Source organism: Calyptranema fuscum S582, assembly GCF_055793305.1.
The window spans coordinates 127,053-144,103 of the sequence record NZ_JBSLYH010000012.1 but is presented as its reverse complement, the minus strand read 5'-3'; the positions used below and the strand labels follow the sequence as shown (position 1 = coordinate 144,103).

Sequence of the window (17,051 nt, the reverse complement as noted above, 5' to 3'; positions counted from 1 at the left end):
ATGGCTGAAACTTATATCACTTGCCAAGATCTGATTAAAGAATTACAAATCAGTTCTCAAAAACTGATAGATATTGAGAAGTTTTTTGACTCAATTACAGATGATGAGTGGGAACTAACTGAAGGGAAAGATTACAAAATTGTTAATAAAGCTACAGGTCTGCGAGAGTATGCTCAATCGGGGGCATACACTATTGCTCGTTATATGGAAGCAACCGAAAAGCAAAACTTCTGGCAAAGACTACTTGATTGGTTTCTGCACACCAAAACTAAAATTCGACAAAGTTTTGTTAGGAGAAAAATTTTAGATAATTGTCCATCTCTAGTCAGACGTAGAGATCAATTTTGGATTTCAAAGGCTGATGCTGTAGCTATTTTTGGGACAAAGTCACATTATTTAGTCAAAATGGCTGATTATACTCAGCGCACTCAATATCCTCTTATCAAAGGTCAAGATTATGAAGATTTTCTTGATGCAGGAGGACAATATTTTTCTTTAGATGGCATTCGTAAACTTGCTCAAGCTTTTGCAGAATGCCATTCGAAAAAGAATCGTAGAGAAGAATGTAAAGATGTGGGCGAAGTAATTAAACCTCAAATTGAAGACATCGTCACCCAAATTTTGCAGCGTGAGAAAAATGTCCAAATTGCAATGGACAAAGTTAAGAAAGACCGTGATAAAAATACGTGCAAAGTCACAGGAGAAAAAAAGAACAAAGTTAATCAGTTGCTATTAGCAACCCATCACCTCTACTCACGAAACGATTATCCGTATTTAGCTGATGTGCAGAGTAATCTTATTACTTTAAGTTGTAAGGTTCATGAACAGTTCCACCAAAATTACATGGGAGGAACTCAAAAGTCATGTACAATTGACGATTTTATTAACTTTGTCCACAGCTACTATCCTGACAAAACAGAGGTTGTAATTTGGTTAGAGCAACAGAAACTTGTATTGGGCAATCCACAACCCATAGATGCACGTAAGCCACATGTGCTGTTCCTTCCAGCAAGCAGAGTGGGTACAGCAAAGTGAAGCAACACATTTTGCTGTAAAAACTAAAAAAGGTGGAATACTCCACCTTTTGTGCCTATAGCTTTAAGATAAAGCCCTAGCGGTGAATGGTTTGGGGTGCCTAGCACCCCAAACCATTCACTATTTTTGTTCGGGCATCATGCACTTATCACTATCGCAACCTGCGGGCCCCTCTACAACCATTTCTCCAGAGTCGTAGCGAGACAGCGATCGATAAAAATCGGTCGTTTGCTGTCGGGCAGCAACCTCTTGCTGAAGCTTCAGGTAAGTTTCCCGATCGATCTTTTCGAACGGCAAACGGGGGAACGGTGCATCAAATCGTGCCAGCAATGCTGCGCTGATATACCCTTCATTATTGGCGATCGCCTGATGAATGCGAGTGGCTAAGGGGTCGATTTCGTCTTCGCGCAACTCAATCGTGGCACTTGTATTGTGGGCAGTGTAATGCTTTTGCACTTGCATATAGAAATCAAACTGCGCCAAGGCTGAGAATTGCTCGATGGCAATCTCATCGGCTCCGGGTAGATTTGCCCAGGAAACTTCGACCGGAATTTCGACCAACCATTCGGTGCAACGCGAATCAAACGGATCGTTTAATAAATTGCCGTTGTCATCTTTGTCAGACTGTGACGGCACGATGGTATAGCCATAGTCCATGCACGCCAGTGCCACGGGATCATTCTTGCGGAACGTAATCCGGCGGATGAAGCGCTGGGCTTTGGGCGGATGCCAACCCGGACTGGCACCTGTGAGCAACGATTTAGTTCCGGCAGGTTGAACGGTCGTACAACGGTTGGGACGCTTGATCTGATGGCGATCGCAATACTCCCACACTGCGCGATGGACTGTATCCTTCCAGCGACTCAGATAGGCTTGCTCTTGTTGCCTGAACTCCAAGCCAGTAATTGTATCTGGGCGACCCTGTGCCCACCACCGCAACCATTCCACCCCAAATGCCTGAACAAAGAAATCAAACAACCCTGTGAATGAAACGCCCACAATGGGATCGGTTTCCCGCGAGTCTTGATAGCGAGGTTCGTTAAACCGATGGTTGAGCAACGCCGCAACCGACAGGGCAGCCGCCGTAAAAGCGTCTTCCTGATCTTTGAAATTTTTGGGATCAAGTTGCGTCAGATGTACTTCCGATAGGTTACAGTGGAAGTTTTGTCCTAAAATTTCCCCGCAAGGATTCAGACCATAGCGACCTTCGCCACCGGCACGCCGTTCTGCTTCACCCGCCCACTGAATTGCACCCTCACCCGAGTAGTACTGCTTACGAACGGCTTCGGTACATTCTTCTAACGTGGGTTTGCGGTGGAAGACGCGGGTATGGTTTGCCATCCGCAGCGCATCCCGTTCTGGATCGATCCGCCAATTGCCTTCTGCATCTTGCATCCAGAGATTTTCTTTGGCTCCGGCAGCTACCCCATCTTCGCTGTCAAACTGACGCATCCCGGCTGATCTTCGGATATTTCCGGCGACGACACAAGCCGCTGCTTCATCAATCAGCAGGCAGCACTCGATCGAGTTGAGTTGCCGACCTACTGCCTTATTGAGCAATGTGGCACAGCGTTCATACAGGCTGGGTAGGCGAATCGGGTTGGCAACGCCACCAAAGCCCTTTAACCGTTCACCAGCAGGACGGACATCGCTGAGGTCGATCGTGACGTGAACATCGTCGGAAAAGCGTTCATCGCTCGAAAGTTCCAAAATGCTTTGGTAAGACTTAACCCATCCCTGGCGGCTATCGCCAACGCGCAGATAAACCTGGTTGCCATCGATGCTTAGCTCAGTCGTTTCGTGGCGATCGCCAACTGGGGTAGCCCCAATTTCTCCTTGCATCGTAATCACCAGACGATTACGAATCGCAGGCAACTGGTTGATGTACTTGGGTTCTAGCACCGCACCCGTGCCACAGCCCATCATGGCTAGATCCATCATCAAGCCAAATGCGCGCCAATCGATGACATTGGTGCTGGTGCAGTTATACGCGCCCGAAAAATTTTCAGGTTTTTCAATCCAGGGGGTTCCCCCGACCCAAAGCCAGCGTCCCGAAGGAAGCGCCTTCAGTTGACGTTGCATTTTGCCGACCAGGGCAGTTTCTTCGGGGGTTAACTTGCCCAGTTGAGTGATGCCCTGCAACGTGCGATCGCAAACCTCACTCCAGGTTTCACGTAAATGTCCAGTTTTTTCACCCCGACGACTATAGGTTCGGTAAAACACGGGGTTCGCAGCGGGAGCGGTCGCTGGAAACTGACTGGATTGGAAGGAGGGGGAGGTACGTTCAATGTCCTGAACCATAAGGAGTTAATACCTCAGATATGGTGTTTAAGTGGTTAAATCAACATTCACAAGCTGTGCGTCATAGAAAAGAAGTTCATTAGTATTACTCAACATGCAATGCAAAGTTCAAGCTAATTACATCTTCTGAAATGTGCCACCTGCTTCTTCAACACCACAGGTGGCGTTGAAAGGTACAGCAAAGTAACCACTATACTAAATCTGGGCATAAAAATGAAATAAGAAACGTATGGTAGATCCAAATTGAGGGGTAAGAGCAGTTGGATTCTAATCGCCTGACGAACATTCTGATGTCGCTTGGTGTTAAACCAAATAACTTTTTGGGAGCGCGCGGCGAAGCCGCGCGCTCCCAAAAAGTTGTGAGTTTTAATGGTGCCAGGACGTAATTTCCACAAATCAAAACCAAGTCTTCAATAAACTTCTGTAAAGCTTTGCATAACCCTGCTAAATCCGAGAGATAGATCTCCATAGCAACCCCAACCTGTTGATGGAGAACGACATATGATGGTGCTCCCCCTATTTCGCCATATTCAATTTCTAGTCAACGCTCCCCTTGCTCTGTTGGCTTTTCTCATGACTCCAGCGGCACAATCTGAGGCAACGGCGATCGCCTCTGAGACCTCTCAACAGGGTGATATTGAACACTTGCAAAAATTGGGCTGGCAGTACTATTCGCAACAACATTTTGCCGAAGCGATCGCCACCTTCGAAACCTTACTGCAAACCTATTCTGAAAAATTGACAGACACCGCCCGCATCGATACACGCAATCGCCTGGGGTTAGCCTATTGCGGTCTGGAACAGTTTCCTGATGCCGTGAGCCACTGTGAAACGGCGCTGACATGGGCAATAGAAGCTGACTATGCCGCAGGCATTGCCAATAGCCTCTGCAACCTGGGATTGATCTATCGCCATATGGAACAACCCACCCAAGCCCTGCAATTTTACAAAGAATCGCTGGAAGCTTTCCTGGATGCCAAAGATATGGCGGGTCTGGGGTTTGCCATGAACAATATGGGCATTCTGCACACGCAACTGGGTGACTATGAACGGGCACAGCAACTTTGCCTGGTCGCAACCGGAATTTTAGAAGATACGCCCGAACAAGAAGGGCAAGCGACCACCCACTACAACACAGGTCTGCTCTATTGCAAGCTGAATCAACCCAAGCCAGCCATGAAGCATCTCAAACGAGCATTGGCAATTTGGATTGCGTTAGGAGATTTTGCTGGAGAAGCAACTGCCCTGACGGCAATGGGTCGCGCCTATGAAACCATCGACCAACCATTCCATGCGATTTCTTGCTACCACGAAGCCTTAGAACTGCGCCGGGGCACCGCAGATTGGCGGCGAGAAGGGTATTTGTTGCGGCAAATTTCTCTGGTGTATGACCAGGAAGGCATGCCGCTCTCGTCTATGGAATATTTGCGGCAGGCAATTGATGTGTACCAGTTTCTCGGCAACAAGGCAGAGGTGGAAAGTATGCTGTGCCGCTTAGGCAAGTTGCACGAAAGTTTGAACCAGGTGGAGTCTGCGTTGGAGTGCTACCAGCAAGTGTTAGGAGAGGAACCGTCAAAAAAAATCAAAGACGACCCGCTGGACATGAGTGTGTCACACACCAGTCTGTGTTTTACGTAAGGATTGTGAATTAAATCCGATCGCCGATGGCATCGTGTGCAGGGGCGAACGGCTGTTCGTCCGTATAACACTAGACACCCGATCCGCTGATAGCCTGATTGCCTCTGGATGGTTTTGTTTCGCCAGGAGAGGGAGCGATCGCAGGCGGCGGCGGTGGAACGGCGATCGCTGTGGGTGCAGGGGCAGGGGTAAGAGCCGGAGTAGGGGCTGTGGTGGTGGGTCGTGCCGACGGCACCGCTTCGACAGCCGCAGGCGATGAGTGCTGGGGTGAACGATCGTCTCGGGCGGGTGCGGTGGTGCGGGGTGCAGTGAGTTGAGGACTGGGCGGAGATGTGGTGTTGAGACGGGAGTTGTTGGGCTGAGGTGCGGTCTGGAGGTTTACCGATGCAGAAGAGGAGACGGGTTTGGCAGTGGGGTGAGGGGTGACAGGACGACTTGGTTCAGGCTGCTCGGTCGTCAATGGTGCCGAGTAATCTGGCTGTGAAGGCGTAGCAGGTAGGGATTGAGTGGGGGCTTGAGCCGTTTGGTCAGACGGGGGTTGCGTACGTCGCAGTTCTGTCTGCCAATCTTGGATGGCAGCCTGGGCTTGGGCATGAAGCACCCGACCCGGACGAATTCGATTGGCAGTTTGAATTGCCTTCGCTAAATTTCCCTGCCGTGCCCGTGACCGTGCCAGTAACAGAAATGGGCGATCTTCCAGTACCTGAATCTGTCGATTCCAGCGATAAATTAGTCCCTGAGCTTCGCCTCTCAGAACTCGTCCCAAGGCGATTTCACTGGCTTCTGCGATCGCCATTTGTAGAGAGGTGACATTGCCAATTTCTGCCCACTGCTGTGCCCGCACCAGGTGAGGTGAATCTTCCACGCGTTGCAATTCTCGTTGCCAATAGGCAATTAAGGTTTGTGCCTGGAGTCTGCGAGGATGGCTGGGAGTTACTGTTTGTGCCAGGGCGATCGCCGCTTCCAGTAACTGTTCTTGTCCTGAGCCAGCCGCTAGCTGTGCCAGTTGCAATTGGTTCAAATCTTCGAGTTGTGCGTCCCAACTATCTAGTGTGGTCTGTGCCTGTTGATAAAACCGACTGTCGGGTTGGATTTGGCGGGCAGCGGCGATCGCCTCCATCAAATTCCAGAGATGGCTGGGATCCACTTTCCAATGGCTACCACTGGCAAATGCCAGCTTTCGGGCTTGACTTAGTTTCTCTAGATCATGGGCATCGTTGGCTAAGTCGGGATTGAGCGCTACGCGTCGTGCCAGGGCGATCGCCTGATCCAACTGTCCTGCTTGCCACTTTTGTCCGCCGAGGGTGAGTAAGGCATCGCCCCATTGCTGCAACAAAGCATGCGCATCCGCACTGGCATAAGACTCTGGCGAAATCTGACTCAGCAAAGTAACGGCAGCACTCAACTGTTCTGAATTGCCGGATTGCCCCCATTTTTTCGCCTGTTCTAAAGATCGTCTGGCTTGCTTTTCCACCATCAGTTGTTGCGACAACGCACTCACCTGTTGCGTATTCCAGTAGGGATCTTCCAGGGCGCTCAATGCCAAAATGTGTTGAGAAACCTGATCCCAATCTTGACTTTTTAGGGCTGTTTGAGCCTGGGCATAAATCGCCGCCCCTGCATTGCGTTGGCTTTCCCACTGGGCGATCGCCGCTTTTGCGTCAGCGTACCGGGGACTCGATAACGGAATTTGGATAGCAATGGCGATCGCCCCTCGCAGATCGCTCTCGGCAGCTTTCTGACGGGCAATATCTAAAATGATCTCCGACCAGCTTGCCATCGACTGTTGAGCTTCGTAATACAGCGGATGGTCAGGAGTCCAGGTCTTGACCATATTCATCGCTGCCACTAACTCGGGTAACGTTCCCGATTGGGCTGCTGATTGCGCACACGAAAGCCGCTGGCGATCGGGCGATCGCAACGAAATAGTTTGACAGTCGGTTGCTGGCGGCACTGATGCCATCCACAAAAACGCGAATGTTGCGACACCACTCAACGTTCCTGAAAGACTCAAGCCAGCCGATAACCAGCGCCACGACTTTGGGAATCGCCGGGGTAACAACGCCGCCGGGAGTTGTAACGTTGCCTCAGTATCCGATGGTAGAGTGGGGTCTAAATCAAGGGGCAATGCATCAGCCGATAAAGCAAGATTGTCAGCCCCACTCGCTTGCATAGATGGCACTTGCCTGGGTGAAGGGAGCAGAGTGCGGTCAAGACCATCGGGAGGTTCATTTGCCTTAAATGGGTCTGGATGCCGTCCCACCATAACTATTCACTGGTATCCGTTGATGTAGCGCTGAGAGTAAAGGTCTGGGGTACAAAACTGCTCGTGCTTGATAGACAGTTCCCCTTATTCCTTACTCGTCACTTCTAATGGCAATCCGGATAAACAGCAGCGTTGATAGAGGGTAGGTTGTGCTTGTCAATACTCAGCACAATCCATGTCGTAAGGCGATAACCGCGACCTGGAGACGATGATCGACGCCAAACTTATTAAAAATATTGCGGACATGGGTTTTAACGGTGCTGGTGCTGAGGTAGAGTGCCGCTGCAATTTCTGCATTGCTGTGCCCTTCTACTAACAGTTTGACCACTTCCATTTCGCGAGACGAAAGACAATGGTAAGACTTCTGAGCCGGTGGAACGGATGCTTCAATACTCTTAGACATCACTCAAATCTCCTGTTTTACGGTTGACTAGTTAGGGGCAAACTCCCTGCCCTGCATCGATCTAAGATCGGGTGGGGTCTGGGAATAGATTCACGGCGATCGCAGACTCAGTCAGATAGCGCTGGATAGAATCGTCACAACATCATCATGAGCCTGGTCATGTGTGATTTAGCTTCATTTAGTTCTCCGGTGATGACTGATTCAGACACTACAGAGTTAGCTCATTGACTTTGAACCAAACTATTAAGTTTTCGCGTTACATCCAGGCTCCAATCGACTTGAGTATTGACAATGAGTCTTAGTAAAATTGAGACAGGTATAGCGATCTTATTGGATTGGTGAATCTGATCAGTTGTGAAAGCGCCCGCCCGAAGGGCGGGCGCTTTCACAACTAATTTAGGATTGCTATAAAACAGTTTTTTTTATAAAACAACCCGTGTTTTAGGGCGCTACCCCTGTTGAACGAGATGACGGTTTGTATCAGGTTTTACAATCTACTTCACAACACTCAAGGATTTATAGACTATTGGTTTTAGAGTCATATACGTTATCCATGAAAGTCGTCTCATTAACGTATCGGGTTATTGAGAATTGCTCCACTCAAGATAACCTAGATAAGAGAATTCTTGCCCCAATTTAAACGCAAGGTAAGCATGAGGGGGTTGAATAAAGCCCAATTCCTTTCAAGCCAGATGGAGCGGAGCCGTCGTTTTCTCAAAAAGTGATCCTAAGGATCGTGAATTAAATAATTCCTATGAGTCAAGTGCTCTGTAGGGGCGCACAGCGGTGCGCCCTTACCCAAGAATTACAGGTTATTAAATCCATGATCATAAGGATCGTGGATTTAATAAAACCGAAGGTTTATTTTTGGAAGCGCGGCTCTGCCGCGCTTCCAAAAATAAACGTCCGAGTTTTAATTAATTTGTGAGCCTAAAGATTACAAATTAATTAAAAACTTGAGGTTTATTAAATCCATGATCCTAAGTCATTGATTGGGTCTAGATGCTGATTTAAACTCGGGCGATTTTTCTTTTCAGGCTTTTCAGTATGGCGTCAATTTGTGATTCAACAGATTCACGGTTTACTTTCTATCCACAATGGTAAAAATAAATTTACAAAAACGAGAGAAAAATCAGGATTTTTAGTTGAATGCACTGTTTAAATAAGGTAGAGATTTATATTAACGTTAAGTGGATTATTAAAACTTGTTTCAGACTGTTTGAGGCTTAGGAATACAAAATAATTCTTAATATCTTTTGTCAAACTAAGTACAGTTCGTCCCAAATAAAAGGTTGAAAACAAGAGGGCACTAGCTCCACCCTCCTTGTTTTCAAACCCTACGTGTGAAGAGCCGTACTCAGGATCACAAAATAAATAAACCCTGAAGATTTATAGTGATCAGCACGGCATCACCGTGCCGACAACTATAAATCTTCGGGTTTACTAAATCCCTGATCCTAAACGAACTGAAAGCATGGTTATGAGAGAGCCACCGTTTTATAAAAACTCTCTTCAAGCCTCTAACCCTGCTTAGGAATGGGAATTAAATAACGTCGATGAGGTGTTGTACGGGCGAACGACCGTTCGCCCCTTCGCGATTCAATCGTCGATCTGATTTAATCCACGATCCTTATGTCCACAGATCAATGAGCAATTGCTGGATAACAGTCTGGATATCAAGCCTTTAGCTACGACAGAGTTTGGTTAGATTTTGTTATGATGCGCCTTCTTGAACCCCCTGCTGACCCAGTCCATTCTTTTAGCATCTTATTGGTCGATGACTGCGCCGAAGATCGAATGACTTGTCGTCGGTTTCTACAAAAGGATGAGGGTTATCTTTATCACATTACAGAATGTAGTACAGCAGCCGAGGCATTAGCATGGTGCCAGCGGCAAGTGCCAGACCTAATTTTGCTGGATTTGCGGCTACCTGATAGTGATGGCATCGAGTGCCTTCAGAGCATTCGGCAATTGTTGAGTGAGACACAGTCGGCAATCGTTGTGTTAACAGGGCAGTCAGCCATCGACTTAGCCATCGGGGCAATGAAAAGTGGGGCACAAGATTATCTACTCAAAAACAGGCTCACCCCCGAACTGTTTCACCATACAATTCATAGCCTGTTTGAACGAACTCATTTAGCCCGTCAGGTTGTGCAGGCACAAGAGCAACAGCAACTCCTGGCAGCGATCGCCCTTCGCATCCGCCAATCTTTGCATCTCAGCCAAATCTCCAACATCACGGTAACTGAGGTACGCCAGTTTCTCAAAGCCGATCGGGTGTTGATCTACCAGTTTCAACCCGATATGAGTGGCTCAGTTGTGGCAGAGTCGGTGTTAGCTGGTTGGACAGTGGCATTGGGGCAGGTGATAGAAGATACCTGTTTTCAACAAGGAGCTGGAACTGAGTATCGACAAGGAAAAAAACGGGCGATCGATAATATTTATCAAGCCGGTTTAAGCGACTGTCATATTCAATTGTTAGAGCAGTTTGAGGTCAAAGCCAATCTGGTCGTGCCGATTTTGGTAAACGCCCAACTCTGGGGATTGTTGATTGCTCATCAATGCGCTGCGCCCCGGCACTGGCACTCGATGGATTTAGATCTGTTAGACCAGCTAGCCGTACAAATTGCGATCGCCATTCAACAAGCCAGCGCCTATGAGCAATTGCAGACCGAACTTGCCGAACGTCAACGGGCAGAACGGGCTTTACAATACCTCAACCAAGATCTAGAAGCTCGGGTAGAACAACGCACCCTTGAGTTGAGTGAGAGTGAAGAACGCTGGCACCTGGCATTGCAAGGCAGTAATGATGGTATCTATGATTGGAACCTGGTTACCCATCACGTATTTCGTTCGGCTCGGTGGTACGAAATGTGGGGATATGTAGAGGGCGAAGTGGGTACGGGTGTAGAAAATTGGTCGAGCTGTATTCATCCGGATGATCGCGATCGCGTCTTAGCTGCACTGGATGCCCATTTCTCCCAACAAACGCCATTTTTTAAAGAAGAATATCGGATTCGCCATAAAGATGGTTCTTACTTATGGGTGTTAGATCGGGGGCAGGCGTTATGGAATGAAGCAAACAAGCCGATTCGTATATCCGGTTCTGTAACAGATATTAGCGATCGCAAACAAGCCGAAGCCCAATTGCAGGAAATCAATGAACAATTGATGCACATGAATATCGAACTGGCGCGTGCAACTCGACTTAAAGATGAATTTTTAGCCAGTATGAGTCACGAACTGCGAACTCCACTCAATGCCATTTTGGGGTTGTCAGAAGGGTTTCAAGATGAGGTCTTTGGTACGCTCAACGATGGTCAACGCAAGGCGATCGCGACGATCGAACGCAGTGGCACGCATTTATTAGAACTGATCAACGACATTCTCGATTTGTCTAAAATTGAGTCGGGCAAATTAGAACTCGACGTTAGCAACGTTTCGATTCGCAGCCTCTGCGATACCAGTCTTACCTTTGTGCGCCAGATGGCAATGAAAAAGCAGATTAATCTGAGCAGCGTCATTGCAGAACACATTGGCAACACACAAGCCGATGAACGTCGTTTGCGTCAGGCGTTGATCAACCTCCTCAGTAATGCCATCAAGTTCACGCCAGACGGAGGTTCGATTACATTGTCCGTCAGCCGTCAACCCTTTACGACTGCTGCTCAGCGGGGGTCAAGCGAACCAGAACACCTGGGATTTGGAAGCTGGTTATTGTTTTCCATTACAGATACGGGCATTGGTATTGCGTCAGAAAATCTGGATAAGTTGTTTCAACCCTTTATGCAGATCGACAGTAAACTCAATCGTCAATATGCTGGCACTGGCTTAGGGCTGGCGTTGGTGCGGCGGATTGCCGAATTGCACGGAGGTCGGGTTACAGTTGACAGTGTGTTAGGGCAAGGCAGCTGTTTTACCATCGCCATTCCCGATCAATTTCAGCCATGTCATCCCGATAGTCTACCGGCTGCATTTACGTCTGCTGCCTCATCTTCCAAGGGCGTTGCCGCACCTACTGAATCTGTGCGATCGCCTTTGATTTTGTTAGCAGAAGACCATATCGAAAATATCATGACGTTTTCTGCGTATCTGGAAGGGCGAGGATATCGCTTAATTGTGGCGAATAATGGAGAAGAGGCGATCGCACTGACGAAAGCCCGTCACCCTGACTTAATTTTGATGGATATCCAGATGCCAGTTGTGGATGGGTTAGAAGCCATTTATCAAATTCGATCTGACCCAGAGTTTGCCCATTTGCCGATTATTGCGCTGACGGCATTGGCAATGTCAGGCGATCGCGAAAAATGTTTGCAGGCGGGTGCAACCGATTATTTAACCAAGCCCATCATTTTGAAACAACTGGCTGAACGAATCCATCATCTTCTGAGTTCGTCTTGTTTGAAGCAGTGATTGTAGGGGGCGCAGGCGTTGTCTGTGCACCTCACAATTAAATCTGCGAAAGATGATTGGCTAAACGCCTCATTCCAACTCCTATATGCATGAATCATCACTATGCCGTTACCCGACTATGATGCTCTGTTTGATCGGATTGAAACTCTCGTGATGCACCATTCTCCCAGCGGCGTAGAGGCAGAGATCGATCAGTTTTTAATGCAGCAGTTTCACGATCTGGGCGTTGAAGCTTGGCAAGATGAGGCAGGCAATGCGATCGCCAAAATTCCGGGACGAACATCGGGTCGTGGCATTGCCATTACTGCCCACAAAGATGAAATTGGTGGCATTGTTAAAACGGTCGAAGCAGATGGACGGGTGCAGGTGCGGCGCTTGGGCGGTGCTTTCCCCTGGGTCTATGGAGAAGGGGTGGTAGATTTATTGGGCGATCGCCAGACCCTGAGCGGCATTTTGAGTTTTGGGTCGCGCCATGTTTCCCATGAATCGCCTCAAAAAGTACAACAAGACGAACAACCTGTGCGCTGGGAAGATGCCTGGATCGAAACCAAAGCCACGTTGTCAGACCTGGCGGCAGCAGGGATTCGTCCAGGAACACGTATGGTCGTAGGTAAACACCGTAAGCGTCCGTTTCGGCTGAATGATCACATCGCCAGTTATACCCTGGATAATAAAGCATCGGTCGCTATTCTATTGACGTTAGCCGAAACGCTTAAAGATCCCATAATGGATACTTATTTAATTGCGTCCGCAAAAGAAGAAGTTGGCGCATTGGGTGCGCTTTATTTTACTAATCGCCATCGTTTGGACGCACTAATTGCGCTAGAAATTTGTCCGTTATCTCAGGAGTATGTCATCCACGATGGCTCAGCCCCGGTTTTACTCTCCCAAGATGGCTATGGCATTTACGATGAAGGGTTAAATCAAGAGATTCGGCAAGCGGCAGATCGGCTGGAAGTGCCGTTGCAATTGGCAGTAATTACAGGGTTTGGCAGCGATGCCTCGATCGCCATGAAGATGGGGCATGTGGGGCGGGCGGCTTGTTTGTCGTTTCCAACGCAAAATACCCATGGCTATGAAATTGCTCATCTAGGAGCGATCGCCAATTGCATTACGATTCTGCAATCGTATTGTCAGGGCACATCAATCTTCGATTAGGACACAGGTTGTGTGAGAACCCGCGCCCCGCGCGGGTTCTCACACAACCTCCTGATTTAACCGTCTCGACGGTTGCTGTCTTGGCAAGCTAATCTGTTCAGCGATCGCTGATTTAAGGCAACCACTCGTCTTCTGCGTCTGCTTTGGTATTCGTATGTTGCTCTGGCGTTTCCCGGAGAAACGTCATGTGGATCCAGCGATTTTGTTCGCCATCGGTATCCACTGCCATGACGGGATAATCGAAATTGCCATCGGGGAAATGGATCTGGAAGCGGAAGGTGCCATCGGGGCTAAGGCGGATGGGTTGACCTGCGATCGTCACGGTGGCATCGGGTTCTGTGGCTCCGTAAACAATCAGTTCGGCATCGGCAACCAACCAAAACTGACGCGGACGGATCGGTGGCATAGATGCTGCCCAGCCTACCCCAGACATCATGCCGATGCCCGACATCCCCATCCCCGACCCCATGCCAATGCCCGATGGAAAGACATACGAACTGATCGGTTGAACATCGACCCGATGCATCGAACCCAACGCCAAACCTGGGACTTGATGCATCGAACCAAATAGAGAACCTGCCACCCGTTGGGCGGCATTAGGCTGCGCCAGATCAAACAGTTGGTCGTAGATCGTCGGGTTGCCGGATGACGGGCGTTGACCAGGGGGTGTCAGGGTAATCAACATCTGGTTGCGCAAGTCTTGTTCCCATTCCACGTTGAGAAACTGGTCTTCAAACCAATCGGTGGGATAGATTGGCGGTGTATGAATGGGGGCAGATCGGGCGAGCAACAGCCAGCGTCCGTCGGCGGCGATGTACCCGATTTCTGCTACATAATCGCGATCGCTGACGGGTACAGGAATGTGCCAATCTCTCGCCATCTCATCGCATTCATATTGCTGTAAGCTGTGGGGATTTTGCTGGCTGAGGTCAACATCCGTAACATCGCAAAAACGTAGTGCCAAGCGTTCGCCACCCTGCTGACGCAGCTCAACTTTATGTTCATTGGAGATATCCCAGTAAGCATATGCCCATTGGGCGTCGCGCGGTAGCAACACAATCCGACTTTCACCGTAGCCATCGGGCAAATCTGCCAATCCCTCATCTACAGATGCCAGGGATTCACTACTCAGATCGGTTTGTCCCACATCAAATTTAGAGGCTTCAACGCCCGACTGGTCGTCTAGCTGGCGATCGCTTGCTTGAGATGCCCGTGCAGCGGCAGCAGCAGTAGCAGCAGCAGCAGCAGCAGCAGCAGCAGCAGTTGTCGTTGTGGTGACGGTTCGAATTAAACCCGTGGCGGCGATCGCAGCTCGGTCGGATGAAATCACGGACTCTGTCCGACTAGCCAATGTGCTCTCAGCAGGCGGGGTTGGAGACGATGAGACAGGGGACTGTGGTTCGCCCGGTGGAACGGTTGCCGCTGATGGGGGGACAACTCCAGGGCGATCGCCTCCGACCGTTGTCGTTTCAGTTTGACGGTGCTTCAGCCATGCCAGCAACAACGCCAAAGCTGAGACAGGGAAGATAACCCAGAGCCAGGGTGAAATTTTACCCTGTGTAGGAGTTGCCTTAGCGTCTTCGCTATCTACACCCGCACCTGTGGGTGTGCTAGCACCCTCGCCATTGACCGTCGATTCTGACGGCACAGCGCTGGGTGAGGGAGAGGCGGCGGGAGTCGTTGGAGATTGTGCCACCAACACGGTTGTTGTTAATGACGCAGCAACCGTTTTAGAGGTGGCTAGGGTGACCAACAGGACTAAAACGAAAGCTGGCGCATTTTTCATTTTCAAAATCATGGTGAAAATGGATAGTAGTCTCAGGTGCAGAAGTGATTTAGCGAAGACGAGCCAATTATAGATCTCTCTTAAACCCAATCTATTTTGAGCGGTGGAGTTTTTCCGCAGAAAAAACTCTACTTCTTGCGTTGAACAAGGCATCCAGAGATTTCGAATACCCCTTGAATATGAAGCTGCAACTGTTGAAAGGGGTATGGGGATGTCACCCACACAACGGGGCAACGCCCCTTCGCTTTCTCTGGGAGTCAGCGCACTATAGTTTTGCAGTGCGCGCCGAAGGTGCGCACTGCAAAAAGGAAAGGACTAACTGAGTCAGATCTCCGACTCCCTTAGCCCTCATCACAGAATCAAATTTTTATGTAAGAAAATTCCCCAGTCCTTTTGCAGATTTGATCGTCAGGGTTGAGGATGCCTTGGCAGGTGAACCCTTCGGGTTCACCTTCAAAGGCGTATCAAGCTTTAGCGATACCCTATTCCGCTACGGCGGCTGCCGAGAGGGGTGCTTCGCTAATGCAGTCCAGCATCCGTAACGTTGCGGCAGCGGCATAGTTGCGTTGGGCGGCGCGATCGGGATAGAAGGCGTTACCTTGCTCGTTCAACGGTGAAGCAACTTCGCAGAAGCTAGACATTTGGTCAATACCCTGGCGTGCCCAATGGGTGCTGATATCAGAAAAGGCGATCGCTGCTTGAGAGGGTTCCAGTTGAGCGCTTTCGCCTTGCAACTGTTGACCGTAGATAGCGGCATTGCGCAATACCGAGATTAACTCAGCACGGGTAACGGGTTGGGCCGGACGGAAAGAGCCATCTTGATAGCCGCTGACAATGCCCACCTGGCGAGCAAACGCGATCTTGGCGGCACTCCAACGAGAGGTATTGACATCTGTATACGGATTGCTCGTTGCCTGAGTTGGAATCGTCAAATCGACGTCAGGTAAGCGATCGAGACCTTCCAGCACCATCGAAACCAATTGTTCACGGGTAAGCGATTCTAAAGGACGGAACGTATTGTCTTCATAGAACCCAGACACAAACCCAACCGTTACCGCCTGCTCAATTTCACTCAGATAAATATCATTGGCAGTGTCGCGGAATCGGATCGGTGCGGGAGTGGGAACAGGGGTAGGTGTGGGAGTGGGGACGGGGGTAGGTGTGGGGTTTGGAGTACCCGGATTCGCTGCCAGATCGCCTTCATAAGTAAGATAAACATGACCCAACACACTATCGCCATAGACTCGCTTGGTAAAGCGCCAGCCATCTTCCAGGTCAATTTTGGCAAAGTCACTGGTCACGCCATGGGTGCGACCAATCGTTAGTTCATCGCCATTGCGGTTGTTAGGTGCGCCAATCAGCACCATATCGCCATCTCGTTCTACCACCCGCAGACTATAGCGCAACCCCAGGTCTTCGCCATTGACCCGAATTGAGTAGCCGTTGCTATCGGTACTGCGACCGCAAATACCGGAAAAGTCAAAATTAACCAGTAGTGGGTCGATCTGGACAGGTGCAGCCCCTGTTTCACTCCAGCACGGGCGTGTGTTCGCCACCTGTTCCAGCACCAGCAGTTGATGAGCCGCCCCGCCTCGGATCGGTGCAGCAACGGCAACAAATTTATTTTGATCCACTTCACGTTGCCCAAACTGAGCGGCGATCGCAGGTGCAAATGTGCTGAATGCCCCCATAGCAGCGGTTGTAGAAGCGACAGCAAGAGCAGCGATGCGACGAATGGTAGATTTCATGATCAATCCTCGAAGATTCTGTGACGTTGGCTAGAGAGATCTTGCAAACTCAGGAACTCGTGTGTTTGCTATGAATTCATCCTCTTTGAGAAATCCCTATCTATGAGGTGTGACAGTTAGAGTTTAATAACTGTGCCAGTTGCCCCCAAGTTTTTCTGGATTCGAACAGTTTCGCGTGCAACCTGATGCTGAGCTGATTTCAGAGATTTCATCTCGGGTCAGGAACACCTCTTTAACGGGCTTAACCTTAGTCCGATTTTCAATCTGTCCTTATCGCTATGACCTGACACTAATTGGATGAGA

The 17,051-nt window shown here is 49.3% G+C and carries 8 protein-coding genes and 1 pseudogene; 4 read left to right on the top strand and 5 right to left on the bottom strand.

From position 1 onward, the window contains the following. Nucleotides 1-1,035 carry a hypothetical protein gene (locus ACR6Z4_RS10870; RefSeq protein WP_479717282.1) on the top strand — a complete coding sequence of 345 codons (1,035 nt, stop codon included), beginning with the start codon at nt 1-3 and terminating at the stop codon, nt 1,033-1,035. A 120-nt stretch (nt 1,036-1,155) separates the two neighbouring features. Here the strand turns inward: ACR6Z4_RS10870 and nrdJ are convergent, their stop codons facing one another. Then, nucleotides 1,156-3,336 (bottom strand): ribonucleoside-triphosphate reductase, adenosylcobalamin-dependent, encoded by a 2,181-nt coding sequence (nrdJ, locus tag ACR6Z4_RS10865; RefSeq protein WP_479717281.1) that lies wholly within the window; start codon nt 3,334-3,336, stop codon nt 1,156-1,158. Between the two features lie 501 nt (nt 3,337-3,837). On the opposite strand from nrdJ, the gene ACR6Z4_RS10860 reads away from it, so the two are divergent. After that, complete coding sequence (locus ACR6Z4_RS10860) at nt 3,838-4,974, top strand: tetratricopeptide repeat protein (protein ID WP_479717280.1); 1,137 nt, start codon at nt 3,838-3,840, stop codon at nt 4,972-4,974. Between the two features lie 70 nt (nt 4,975-5,044). Here the strand turns inward: ACR6Z4_RS10860 and ACR6Z4_RS10855 are convergent, their stop codons facing one another. Together ACR6Z4_RS10855 and ACR6Z4_RS10850 are read right to left on the bottom strand one after the other, a co-directional pair. Next, the gene (locus tag ACR6Z4_RS10855; RefSeq protein WP_479717279.1) at nt 5,045-7,240 is read right to left on the bottom strand and encodes a tetratricopeptide repeat protein; all 2,196 of its coding nucleotides are present in this window, start codon (nt 7,238-7,240) and stop codon (nt 5,045-5,047) included. Nucleotides 7,241-7,403: 163 nt separating this feature from the next. Then, nucleotides 7,404-7,589, bottom strand: a pseudogene (locus tag ACR6Z4_RS10850) (response regulator transcription factor); the annotation flags it as partial. A 1,770-nt stretch (nt 7,590-9,359) separates the two neighbouring features. Between ACR6Z4_RS10850 and ACR6Z4_RS10845 the strand changes: the two are divergent. Together ACR6Z4_RS10845 and ACR6Z4_RS10840 are read left to right on the top strand one after the other, a co-directional pair. Beyond that, nucleotides 9,360-12,056 carry a response regulator gene (locus ACR6Z4_RS10845; protein ID WP_479717278.1) on the top strand — a complete coding sequence of 899 codons (2,697 nt, stop codon included), beginning with the start codon at nt 9,360-9,362 and terminating at the stop codon, nt 12,054-12,056. Between the two features lie 102 nt (nt 12,057-12,158). Then, a complete protein-coding gene (locus ACR6Z4_RS10840; protein ID WP_479717277.1) occupies nt 12,159-13,214 on the top strand; it encodes a M42 family metallopeptidase in 1,056 nt (351 codons plus the stop codon). A gap of 112 nt (nt 13,215-13,326) precedes the next feature. Here the strand turns inward: ACR6Z4_RS10840 and ACR6Z4_RS10835 are convergent, their stop codons facing one another. Further along, nucleotides 13,327-14,502, bottom strand: a complete 1,176-nt coding sequence (locus tag ACR6Z4_RS10835; protein WP_479717294.1) for a DUF4912 domain-containing protein — start codon at nt 14,500-14,502, stop codon at nt 13,327-13,329. Nucleotides 14,503-15,482: 980 nt separating this feature from the next. Next, nucleotides 15,483-16,748, bottom strand: a complete 1,266-nt coding sequence (locus ACR6Z4_RS10830) for a DUF3747 domain-containing protein (RefSeq protein WP_479717276.1) — start codon at nt 16,746-16,748, stop codon at nt 15,483-15,485. Between the last annotated feature and the right edge of the window lie 303 nt (nt 16,749-17,051).

What these genes read in the sequence shown, in the direction of transcription:
- ACR6Z4_RS10870 (WP_479717282.1), top strand. Translation starts at nt 1, where the DNA reads ATGGCTGAAACTTATATCACTTGCCAAGATCTGATTAAAGAATTACAA.
- nrdJ (WP_479717281.1), bottom strand. Translation starts at nt 3,336, where the DNA reads ATGGTTCAGGACATTGAACGTACCTCCCCCTCCTTCCAATCCAGTCAG.
- ACR6Z4_RS10860 (WP_479717280.1), top strand. Translation starts at nt 3,838, where the DNA reads ATGATGGTGCTCCCCCTATTTCGCCATATTCAATTTCTAGTCAACGCT.
- ACR6Z4_RS10855 (WP_479717279.1), bottom strand. Translation starts at nt 7,240, where the DNA reads ATGGTGGGACGGCATCCAGACCCATTTAAGGCAAATGAACCTCCCGAT.
- ACR6Z4_RS10845 (WP_479717278.1), top strand. Translation starts at nt 9,360, where the DNA reads ATGATGCGCCTTCTTGAACCCCCTGCTGACCCAGTCCATTCTTTTAGC.
- ACR6Z4_RS10840 (WP_479717277.1), top strand. Translation starts at nt 12,159, where the DNA reads ATGCCGTTACCCGACTATGATGCTCTGTTTGATCGGATTGAAACTCTC.
- ACR6Z4_RS10830 (WP_479717276.1), bottom strand. Translation starts at nt 16,748, where the DNA reads ATGAAATCTACCATTCGTCGCATCGCTGCTCTTGCTGTCGCTTCTACA.